Origin of the sequence: Chryseobacterium koreense CCUG 49689 (genome assembly GCF_001045435.1) — a bacterium.
Lineage (GTDB): Bacteria > Bacteroidota > Bacteroidia > Flavobacteriales > Weeksellaceae > Kaistella > Kaistella koreensis.
The window spans coordinates 1-11,263 of record NZ_LFNG01000035.1; the positions used below are offsets into that span (position 1 = coordinate 1).

The following is an 11,263-nucleotide window of genomic DNA, read 5'->3' on the forward strand; positions in this document are numbered from 1 at the left end:
GTCTAACTGTCTTTGTTTCAGCTTGAAAAATTTCTTAAACCATTAAATCCGTCTGCCCTCGTATGTCATATCTCTTCTGCGCTCCCCATGTTCTCTCGATTAGGGACTGCAAAGATATAAACTTTTTGGAAAACTGCAAGAATTTTTTTAAAAAAAAATAAAAATAAATTTCTTTACTTTTAATTCGTTTCGCTTTATTCTATTGATCTACTTCGCTTACCCTCTTTTAAAAAGGTGAGTGCAAAAGTAGGCTAATTGGGTCTTATTCTCCAAACGAATTCTGGGCGTTAATCGTCAATGTGGAGAAATCGGATTGCAAAAGGCTGGTTTTTAGTGGAAAAAAATCTATTTAAAGTTATCCACATTATGTGAAAAGCGTGTATTTGCGGTAGGGATAGTAGTGGAAACCCCGCAGTAGCGTTGGCAATTTGGCCGCTGGACGAGGAGTTGTAACGGATAGCCCGACCCGAGCTGCTGGAAAAAAATAGGGGTGAATCGGTAAGCGCGGGCGAGGGGACCGCCCAAAAAAATCAAAAGTTGATCTTCATTAATCTTTTGAACAGGAAATATCCAATGGTGACTCCAATGGTGTCGGCAACCAAGTCCAATACTTCAAATGATCTGCCTAATCCCATTTGATCCTGGAGGATTTCTGTGAGCAGTCCGTAACCGAACATGATTGGTATGAACCAGTGGAATCTAATTTTTGGGAATGTGGCCATGAAAAGGCAACCCAAAAGTGCGAAGATGCAAAGGTGGAGGATTTTGTCAACCCCATTAAACATGAATGGATACTCCAAGTTTTCCACTCCTGGCTTGAGGAGCATATAAGTAAGAAATGCCCAATAAATGGGCAAAATCTTACTTAATATTCGGGATATCTTATCCAATTGATGCTTGGTATTCTTCTGCAGAAAGGAGTTCTGAAGTATCTGCACCATCAGCGATCTGGAGTTTGATGATCCAGCCGGCGCCGTAAGGATCGGTGTTTAGTAGTTCTGGCTGGTCCTCCAATTCTGAGTTGAACTCTGTTACTTGACCAGAAATCGGAAGAAAAAGATCTGAAACGGTCTTCACCGCTTCCACACTCCCGAAGACGTCTCCAGCAGATAAGTCGTCATCTACGGAATCCACATCCACGAAGACAATGTCTCCTAATTCGCTCTGCGCAAAATCTGTGATGCCGATGGTGGCGATATTCCCCTCAATTTTTACCCATTCGTGGTCTTTGGTGTACTTTAGTTCAGCCGGTGTATTCATTTTACTCTGTTTTAATTATTTTTTCAAAATTAAAGAAAATAATCTCATCAACAAATCATTCTTTGATTTTATTGAAAAATGCCTTCGGTAGATGGTTTGAATGAACATGGAAATGCTTTTGGCTCGTTTTTGCTATCTTTGTGGTGCTACTTTTTACTACCTTATATATAAGGTGAACTAAAATTTTCAAATAATGAACTTACAGACCAAGTTGAATGCCGCTCAAAATTCCTTTGAGAGCTGGCGAAAAACATCTTTTTCAGAGAAACAGATTCTTCTTACCAAATTAGCTGCTATTTTAGACGATCATTCAGAAACATTAGGCACAATCATCACGAAGGAGATGAACAAGCCGATTGCCCAGTCGATTGCAGAAATCCAAAAATGTGCGCTCATGTGCAGGTATTATGCCGCAGCGGAAAACGTACTGCAGCCTGAAAAAGTGAAAACCGAATTCCGGATTTCCGAGATCCACTATATTCCGAAAGGGGTGATTCTGGGCGTGATGCCGTGGAATTTTCCATTTTGGCAAGTTTTAAGGTTTGCTGTTCCGGCTATTTTAGCTGGAAACACAGTGGTTTTGAAGCATGCGTCGATCTGCTTCGGTAGTGGCAACAGAATTGAGCAACTATTTTTGGAGGCCGGTTTTCCGAAAGGGGTCTTTCAAAATCTGGAAATTGGGCACGCAGAAGTGCAAAAGATTTTGGAAAATCCTATTGTTCGTGGCGTGAGTTTGACCGGAAGTGAGAAAGCAGGTGCTGAAGTTGCCGCAACCGCCGGAAAAAATATCAAAAAATCGCTTTTAGAACTTGGCGGAAGCGATGCGTTTATCGTTTTGGACGATGCCGATTTCAGGAATGCAGCGGAGAGCGGTACAAAAGCACGACTCCAAAATTGCGGACAAGCGTGCAACGCGGGAAAACGTTTCATCATTCAAAAAAGTGTGGAGCAGGAATTTCTGCCTATATTCATCGAGGAATATAAAAAGTATGTTCCCGGGAATCCTTTGGACAAAGAAACCTTAATTGCAGGAATGGCTCGGCCGGATTTGGCAGATGATTTGGAAAAACAATATCAGATGGCACTAAAAGCCGGAGCAGAAATTATTTTGCCGCTTGAAAGGATCTCGCCAAACGAATTCATACCTGGATTGATCAAGGTGAAAGAAGGAAATCCAATTCTGGAAGAAGAAGTTTTCGGGCCACTGGGAATGGTGATGCTTGCGAAAGACGACCACGAAGCCCTGAAACTTGCGAACGATGTGAAGTTCGGACTTTCCAATTCAGTCTGGACAACGGACGAAAAGAGACAACAGTATTTTATTGAAAATCTGGAATCGGGAACCGTGAGCATCAACAAGTCCTCCAGTTCGGATCCCCGTTTGCCTTTCGGTGGAGCGAAATCTTCGGGTTACGGAGTAGAACTTTCCCTACTTGCGCTGAAAGAATTTGTGACGGTGAAGACTATTGTAGGAAATTAGTCGGAAAAAATTATAGCCACATTAGGTGGAAAATAGACTACTTATGAAAACTTCGGACCTGCGTTCGAAGTTTTTTTTATTCAATGCTGTTTATGCCGGTAGGTTTTCACTCGCTCTCCTCCACTTCCCTTTTCAGCTGGGCTTTGTAGAGTGTGGCGTAGTAACCGTTCCTATCCAGAAGTTCCATGTGTTTTCCTTCTTCCACAATTTTGCCGTGATCCATGACAATGATCTTATCTGCTTTTTCAATGGTTGAAAGTCGGTGTGCGATGATGATGGAAGTTCGGTTTTTGGTGATTTTTTCCGTGGCGCGTTGGATGAGTTTCTCGCTTTCGTGGTCAATGGAGGAAGTCGCTTCATCCAGAATCAGAATTTTCGGATCGGTAAGATATGCCCTTAAAAATGAAAGCAGCTGTCTTTGTCCCAAAGAAATAGAGGAACCGCGTTCACGCACCACATAATCGTAACCTTCCGGAAGCGACATGATGAAGTCGTCCACCTCGATATCTTTTGCCACCGCGCGGATTTTATCTAAGGTAATGGTTTCATCACCGAAAGAAAGGTTTTCGAAAATACTTCCGTGGAACAGGAACACATCCTGCAAAACCACTCCCACATGACTTCTTAGATTATGAAGTTCATAATCCTTCAAATCCACGTCATCCAAAAGGATTTTCCCGGAATTGATGTCATAAAGCCTGGTCATCAAACTGATTATTGTAGTTTTTCCCGCACCGGTGGCACCGACGATTGCCACCGTTTCTCCGGGATTGACTTTAAAACTGATGCCTTTTAAAACTTCCTGCTTTTCATCATAAGAAAAGTGAACATTCCTAAATTCAATTTTTCCATCGAAGTGGTCTTTGACAATTTTTCCGTGATTCGGAAGGTTAAAATCTTCGTCCATCACTCCCAAAACCCTTTCTGCCCCCACAATTCCCCTTTGAATATTATTGAAGCGATCTGCAATTTGTCTTAATGGGCGGATCAACATTGAAATATATTGAATGAAGGCAATCACCGCACCGGCTTTGATGGTGATGAATCCGCCATAAAGCAAAATGAATCCTATGAATAAAGAAGAAATCAGTTCCACCACCGGGAAAAACAATGAAAAAATAAACACCGTTCTCAGCAACGCACCCTTTAAAGTGATATTGATTTGGTCGAATTTTTTGAATTCCGCTTGTTGACGGTTGAAGACCTGGATCAGGGTCATTCCCGATAAACGTTCCTGAACGAAGGAATTCTGATTGGCGGTCCAGGTTCTTTCATCGCTAAATGCTTTTTTCAACCGTTTTTGGAAAAATCTTGTAATGAGCACCATCAGCGGAAGAATCGCTAATGATATGTAACTCAGGTGCACATCCACTTGAAACATCATGAACAGCACGAAAACGATACGTAAAATATCGCCAAAAACCATCAAGAATCCATCCGTGTAAACGGTGGCGATGGTCTCCACATCACCTACTGCCCTGGTTACGAGCTGCCCCACCGCAGTTTTGTCGAAAAAGGAAGTGCGGAAATAGATCAGTTTATGGTAAAGCCGTTCACGAATATCGCGAATGACATTTTGCGAAATAAAATTGGAAAAATAGACCAGGAAAAAGTTCAGAATGGTTTCCCCAAAAACCAGCGCCACCAAAATATAGATGTGCTTCATCATCAGCGCCTTGTCCTTTAGCCGGATGATGTCTGTATCCACGATCTGCATGGTGAGATAAGGTCTGTATGTGGAAATTACGGAAAGCAGGACTGAAATAACGAGCGTGAAAATAAACCACGCGCGGAACTTCATGCCAATCACGAAAAGCCGTCTGATAATATCCCAAGTGCTTTGCTTCTTCATTTATTCTTGTAAACGGTGCAAAAATACGTAAAAAGTTGGAGTTGGATAGAACGTGTATTTGTTTGTGTTGGTTGCAATTCTCAAGTTTCAGGCCTGTCTGCCGACAGGTAGATTTGAAGTTTCGAGATCATAACTGAGGAAAGAAATTCACTCGAAGAAATTCACTATTGAATTTCATCACTTATCACTCATCGCCCATCACTCATCTTCGCTCTGGCTCACCCACACTCCGACTTACCAACACACCCCCTCAATACCTCCACCGAAACATCAACGCCGACAAAGCAAAGGTTAGAACCGCAACGGCGCCATAAGCAGCCATTGTTGGATTGAGGAATTTACTCCAGGAGAGATAAACCATCCAAGAGGAAATCAATCCTGCGAGAAAGAGCAAGATTGCTGTGGGAAAGGTTTTAAAAAAAGTAAAGATCTTTTTCATTATCGTATTGCTACTGAAACTCATTGATGCCATAAAGTATTTCCTTCATTTTGCTGCCGTTTACTTCTACGGGTTTGTAGGCGACATTGAACTTATCAATGGCAATATTAATGTCGGATTTCAGTTTGCCGTATTCGATCGGTAACTTACTTTCGCATTGTGTTTGGTTTTGGTAGCTGTTTAGGATAATGCTAAATTTCTGGTAAAACTGTTCACCCGAATTGATAAAGTTATTGTATCCGCCGATAAACTGGATGAGTCGGTCAATAGGAAACTCCACCTCGATCTGCATCTTTCTTTTTTGAAGGTTTTCGGATTTAGCAATGGTCAGCACATAGTTTTCGAGTTTATCTTTCACCTCGCTCCAGTCGTCGTTTTCGCGACATTCTTTAAGTGATTTTGCGTAACCTATTGGTTTGGTGTAATCGCGAAAGAGCGTTTCGATATCTTTTTTGATTCCGTCATTTGATTTTTGCAGAAAGGCGGTTTCAAAATAAATCGTGTTCAAGTCATTCTGCATCCGGAGTGTGAAGTCGATAATGCAGTCCACTTTTTTTAGCTCAGATTCTTTCTCTTCTTTGGTAAGGTTGGAAACCAACATGCTTGTAAATGTATTGATTACCGAGGCAATTGAGTTTGTTCCCAAAATACTTGTGAGATCGAAACCAAACTTCTTATCTTTTTTTGACTTGATGAGATCCTGCACTTTTTCAAATTCAGGATATTGGGTAGGGTTTGAGATTTTTGAAATTTCCGAAAAAGTTCTAACGGATGAAAAATGATGATCCAGCCCTAGAACCTTTTCATATAAGATTCGGATAATTTGTAATCCTTTTATGTATCTGATTTTAGAAATCTCATTCGACATATCTGAAAGATTATTGCTGATGTTTGTTTTCAGCATATCCTTTTCAAGGAGCAGATTGAGTTTTCTTTCCGTGTTTTTTTCCTGAATTAGGGCAATATCAATTTCTTGCAACTTCTTGTTATAGAAAGTGATTTTTTCGGAATAGCTTTTAGAAACTGTTTCGAGTTCCGCATACATTTCTTCCACCACTATATTGGGATCATCTTTAAGTTCTTCTGCAAAAGCAAAGATGACTCCTAAAAAGAAGAAAAGGAAGATCATTGTAGTTTGTAGTAAATTTTTCATAATACTCAAATTTTAAAATGGGCATTGCCATTAGTCGCTTCACCGGCAATGCCCGGGTTTAGAAATCACGAAGCGCATTACTTCTCTGAAAGGGTGAAGATCACCACCGCTTCCTCTTTTTCGAAAAGCAGCGGATAATTCCCCTCCTTTATTCTCCCGTACTTTCTGTCAATCTGCAATTGATCGAGCAAAGAATCCTCGAGGATGATATCCTTTTCCTGAGAGAATTGCAATTTTTCGGTGGGTGAAATTTTGTCAAATTCTTTTCCTGCAATGTTTCTTTGCGAGCTTGTGGAAAGTGTTCTGTTGTCAAACACAAAAGCGATGGACTGACCGGAAATTTTTCTCACCGTAACCGCATCTTTGTTCACACTTGGCGGCTCCCCAGAAACATCGCACAATCCCAAACCTCCGTGGCAGTCTCTGCCACGAATATCTGCCGAAATCCTTGCCTCTTGCGAAAACAGAAAGAGCGAAAGAAACATTGCAGGCAAAATTGCATGTTGTTTTTTCATATTATAGGGGTTTAAAATTTAACGATTAATATGGGTGTAATTCTGTTACAGGTTATTTTCAATCCTGAACTTATTTAAATTGAATCTCTTTCTCTGTCAGTCCCCATCCGTCTTGGAAATCCATATTCAGCTTTACTACCTTAATTTTCACTTTTCTGTTGTTTTCAGCCAGCTCCTGCCAAGCCGAAACATGGTCAACATTTCTATTTCCTACAAAAATTGCCCAATTGATCATAAGATAATAATCTGAATCATTCATTACCTGCATTGACTCCGATTCTAATGGAATAGTAAAGTCGGTAATAAGTTGCTGTATATTATGAGTGCCTGTTTTTAGTTTAGTATTGGCATCCAGATTTGGAATAACCCGAAATAATCCGGCATTACATGATTCGGAATCTTCTTTATAAATGAGTTCGTTACCGTTTTTGTCAAACAATATAGCTTCGGGAATTCTCTTATAGAAGACTTTTATGATGTCTGAAAATGCTTTCTTGTCTTTGCAAAGATAGTTGTCGCCATGCTGCATTTTATTCTGATCCAAATACATCTTGATGTTTTGGGGGTTCTCTAATTTCGGGTCTTTAAAACCGAAAATTGTTTTGCCAATTTGCTGACAGGATACAAGTGCCAATAAGCAAAAGAGCATGATAATTCTTTTCATAATTTTTCTTTTTAAAATCCTTATAATTTTTGTCCCCTCCAGATTTTTGGTTTTAAAGAGCAACGGTCGGGAGAGGCACGTATTTGCGACCGCTGTCTTTGGTTAAAGATTTAAGTTTTGCGAAACCGTTTGTTTTAAGCCGCCGGCTCCGCTTCTTCCGGCTATTGCGGGATGTTTTAGGAGTTCCCGCAAACTCCTCCTATTCGTAGCTACTGAATATTCTGGTCAATTACTTAATTGGTGGTTTTACATTAGGGTCATTTTCTTGAGGCAACCCTACAAGAACAGAATCCGAATCTTCGGAATTATTCCTGTTCATCATGAGGTCTTTGGCTGTATCCATATCTTCTTTCTGAAAATAGGGCAAATTCTCCTGTTATCGGCAGCTCGTCAATGCAAACAATAAGATTGCGGCAGCGAACCATACTATTTTTTTCATGCTTTAAAATTTTAATGGGTTTAAAAAATTCTAATCACATGCAATTGCGTCTTAAAAGTTTTTCGTTTTCATCTGTGAGATTTATTTTACTCCTTTCTTCACAAAATCTGAAATAGCGAGCTCCTGTTCTTTCCGAAAATCTTCCGTGATTCCTTACCGACAAATCTATATGCCGAACCGATACCCACCAAAAGAACCGACGGAAATTTTAATGATGAAAATTGTCAAAATCAGAAAAACCATTGTCAAAAAAGGAAAACCCCATCAGCAAACCACTCATAATCAGCATATAAAAAATTTCCGAGAGATAAGATTTTTTAGCTACATTTGGGTTTCAAAAGCATCCAAAGTGACGGAATTCCGCAGTTTTTTTCTCCTGATTTTCCTTTTTACACAATTGCCGTTCCTGTCATTTGCGCAGCCCGGCGAATATTTAAGCGAATATTCTGATTATCCGGCATTGGAAAAGAAGATAAAGTCTCTGGAAAATCAACCCGAACAGTCGATGGTTTATGTAGAAATGTTTATTAGGAAAGCAAAAAAAGAAGGGAATGCCGATAATATTCATAAAGGATATTTATTTGCAACCTTTAATTCCAGAGAAGAAATACAACTAAAATACGGTGACAGTTTAATTGTTTCCTCTATAAAACTGAATGACAGGAATAAGACAGGTGAGGCGCTTCTGTCACAAGCTTTGGTTTATCAGGGAAATGAAAATTATGAGAAATCCTTAGAATATACCCTTGACGCTTTAAAAATTTTTGAAGAAACCAAGAATCTTTATTTAATCAATACAGCAAAATATTCGATTGCGGAAATCAAAACTTTTCTGGGAGCTTATTCGGAATCCAATACTTTATTTATTGAAACCACAGAGTTTTTCAGAAACAATCAAAAGAGAATAGGCAATACTGACTATCGACTATATTACCTCTACTCATTACTTGGATTAATTGGAACTGAAAATCGCTTGAAACATTTTTCTGAAAGTCAGAATCTTATCGACGAGGGAAAAGCTTATGTGAGCAAAAACCGGGAGTTTTTGGGCTACTTCCCGTATTTTGTCTCTTCCGAAGGAACCAACTTCTACTTCCAAAACAATTATCCCAAAGCGATCGAGAAACTCAACGAAGCCCTGAAACTTTACGACGACAAATGGAAACATCTCACCGAAAAATTCTATATCGGCATGAGCTACTACCACTTGAACCAATACGACAAAGCCATTCCCTACCTGCAGCTGATCGAAAAGGACTATGATGAAACGGGCAAACTCTTCCCCGAATTCCGCCCCGGCTTTGAGGCGATGATCGACATCTACAAAAACAAAGCAGACAAAGACCTGCAACTGCACTATATCGACAAACTCCTGATCATCACCAAAAAGGAAAACGAAAGCAGGGAAAAAATCCGCACACGCTTAGAAAAGAAAATGGGTGAAACCGAGCTGCTCGCCGCCAAAAAGGAATTGGAAAACTATAAGAAATGGCAAAAGTTTGCACCGATTTGGATTGGAACAATACTAATTGTTGCGGGACTGTTGTTTTACCGAAACCGGAGTAAAAAACTGCGAAAAAAAATATCACCACATTCGGAAGATCAAGGTTTTTCCACGACTGAAACTCCTGAAACCATTGCCCTTTCCCTACACAACGATGCGCCGTTTACAGCTGAGCCGACAGAAATTACCCCAACTACACTTCCACTAACCGAACCTGAAAGTTCTGAACCCACCGACTTTAGCAAATATGCCCCGATCCGGAAAGAAACAGTGCTCCTCATCCAGAAAAAACTCGCCACATTCGAAGAAGAAAAGCGCTTTACCTACAAAAACATTAAGCTCAGTTCGCTTGCAAGGGATTTCGGAACCAACGAAAAGTATATTTCCGCCATCATCAAAGCCGACAAAGAAAAGAACTTCAACGAATATTTGAGCGACCTCCGAATCGACTATTTCCTGCAGCTCCTCAAAATACCTGAAAATAAATTGAAGAGCATCACAGAACTTTCAGAAAAAACGGGCTTCACCAACAACGAAATGTTCCATAAGGAATTCAAGAAGAAGTTTGGTGTTTCTGTGAAGCAGTATTTTGGGAAGGATTAATCGGCTTTAAGCAATCGGCTTTCGGCTTTCGGCGGTTTAGAGTTGAAAACTAAGTTTATCGTTTTTAGCCAATGATAATTTCTCACCGATTTCACAGATGACGCAGATTATTATGTGGTTGCAATTGTTTCAGTGGTATCAAGTTTCAGGTTTCAAATTTCAAAGATCATAGCTAAAGAAGAAATTCACTCGAAGAAATTCACAGCGCAGCGAATTCACCATTGACTCACCCACTCTCCGACTCTCCCACTCAAAACCGTGACACGCGATTAATCGCGTTTTACGGGAAATTGTAACCGACATACACTAAAAACAAACCTTGTGGCGGTGCGGAAGTTCCTGCTGCGTTGCGGTTTTGGGAGTCGATGATGGTGCGCAAATCTTCAGGTTGGATTTTTCCGTTTCCGATTTCGACCATAGTTCCGACGATTGCGCGAACCATGTTCCTTAAAAAACGGTCGGCAGAAATAGTGAATTTCAGTTCGGAACCGTTTTGTGTCCATTCTGCTTTGTAGATTTTGCAGAGGTTGGTCTTGTTGTCGGTGTGAAGTTTGGCAAAACTGGTGAAATCATCGTATTCAAAAAGGATTTTGCACGCCTCGTTCATTTTGTCGATGTCTAAATCCCTTCTCCAGATTTGCCACGCAGAATCTTGGGTAAATGGATTTTTTTCTAAAGAAATGTAATATTCATAGGTTCGGAAAGTGGCGTCGAATCTTGCGTGGAAATCATCTTTTACCTTAAAGATTCTTTTGACCGAAATATCGGGAGGCAAGAAACTGTTGAGTTTGTGCGGAAGGTTTACCTCTAAAATTTGTTCCGTATCGAAGTGGGCAAACATTTTTTTTGCGTGAACTCCGGTGTCTGTTCTTCCCGCTCCCGTCGTTTTGATTTCTTCGCGAAGAATGAGGGATAAAGCTTTTTCCAGTTCTTCCTGCACGGTGATTTCCCGCGGCTGAATCTGGTAGCCGAAATAGTTTTTTCCGTGGTATGAAAATTCGATGAAGTAGCGCATTGGTGCAAATTTAAAATAAAAGCCACGAATGCACGAAAAATTCAAGTCAGTAATCACATCAAAAAAGAGCTTGCTGATTTCTGCTGCAGAATCCACAAAAAAAAACTGCCACGAAATCGAAGATTCGACGAAGTCAATCCACGAATTTTCGACTTGATCATACATCTTGATTTCATTAGTGAATTCGTGGCAGATAAACTCCTATCTCAATTTTTCTGCAAAATTAGCGGAATCTGCAAGAACAGCTTCAGGACAAAAATTGAAAGAATTCCCGCAGATTTCACAGATTGCGCAGATTGCTGGTTACAATCAGCAAGAATAGAATCGCCATGAAATCAT

General features: G+C 40.3%; 10 protein-coding genes. 2 read left to right on the plus strand and 8 right to left on the minus strand.

Annotated elements, in window-relative coordinates; translation table 11 throughout:
• Positions 1 to 530: 530 nt before the first annotated feature.
• Both ACM44_RS14095 and gcvH read right to left on the minus strand, forming a co-directional pair.
• The gene (locus tag ACM44_RS14095) at positions 531 to 890 is read right to left on the minus strand and encodes a VanZ family protein (protein ID WP_048500702.1); all 360 of its coding nucleotides are present in this window, start codon (positions 888 to 890) and stop codon (positions 531 to 533) included.
• On the minus strand, positions 883 to 1,260 hold the full coding sequence (gene gcvH / locus ACM44_RS14100) for a glycine cleavage system protein GcvH (protein ID WP_048500703.1): 378 nt from the start codon (positions 1,258 to 1,260) through the stop codon (positions 883 to 885). The genes ACM44_RS14095 and gcvH overlap by 8 nt, the downstream gene beginning before the upstream one ends.
• Positions 1,261 to 1,453: 193 nt before the next feature.
• On the opposite strand from gcvH, the gene ACM44_RS14105 reads away from it, so the two are divergent.
• A complete protein-coding gene (locus tag ACM44_RS14105; protein WP_048500704.1) occupies positions 1,454 to 2,740 on the plus strand; it encodes an aldehyde dehydrogenase family protein in 1,287 nt (428 codons plus the stop codon).
• Positions 2,741 to 2,846: 106 nt separating this feature from the next.
• Here ACM44_RS14105 and ACM44_RS14110 read toward each other — a convergent pair whose 3' ends face one another.
• The 5 genes from ACM44_RS14110 to ACM44_RS14125 form a co-directional block, all read right to left on the minus strand.
• Complete coding sequence (locus ACM44_RS14110) at positions 2,847 to 4,592, minus strand: ABC transporter ATP-binding protein (RefSeq protein WP_048500705.1); 1,746 nt, start codon at positions 4,590 to 4,592, stop codon at positions 2,847 to 2,849.
• Between the two features lie 250 nt (positions 4,593 to 4,842).
• On the minus strand, positions 4,843 to 5,031 hold the full coding sequence (locus ACM44_RS15630; RefSeq protein WP_206540205.1) for a hypothetical protein: 189 nt from the start codon (positions 5,029 to 5,031) through the stop codon (positions 4,843 to 4,845).
• 10 nt (positions 5,032 to 5,041) lie between these two features.
• Entirely contained in the window at positions 5,042 to 6,184 is a 1,143-nt protein-coding gene (locus ACM44_RS14115) for a hypothetical protein (RefSeq protein ID WP_152669387.1), read from the minus strand.
• Positions 6,185 to 6,261: 77 nt separating this feature from the next.
• Complete coding sequence (locus ACM44_RS14120; RefSeq protein WP_048500707.1) at positions 6,262 to 6,699, minus strand: hypothetical protein; 438 nt, start codon at positions 6,697 to 6,699, stop codon at positions 6,262 to 6,264.
• Positions 6,700 to 6,769: 70 nt separating this feature from the next.
• Positions 6,770 to 7,363 carry a hypothetical protein gene (locus tag ACM44_RS14125; RefSeq protein ID WP_048500708.1) on the minus strand — a complete coding sequence of 198 codons (594 nt, stop codon included), beginning with the start codon at positions 7,361 to 7,363 and terminating at the stop codon, positions 6,770 to 6,772.
• Positions 7,364 to 8,151: 788 nt separating this feature from the next.
• On the opposite strand from ACM44_RS14125, the gene ACM44_RS14130 reads away from it, so the two are divergent.
• Complete coding sequence (locus ACM44_RS14130; protein ID WP_160304066.1) at positions 8,152 to 9,909, plus strand: tetratricopeptide repeat protein; 1,758 nt, start codon at positions 8,152 to 8,154, stop codon at positions 9,907 to 9,909.
• Between the two features lie 280 nt (positions 9,910 to 10,189).
• On the opposite strand, the gene truA is transcribed toward ACM44_RS14130, so the two are convergent.
• The gene (gene truA, locus ACM44_RS14135; protein ID WP_048500710.1) at positions 10,190 to 10,924 is read right to left on the minus strand and encodes a tRNA pseudouridine(38-40) synthase TruA; all 735 of its coding nucleotides are present in this window, start codon (positions 10,922 to 10,924) and stop codon (positions 10,190 to 10,192) included.
• Between the last annotated feature and the right edge of the window lie 339 nt (positions 10,925 to 11,263).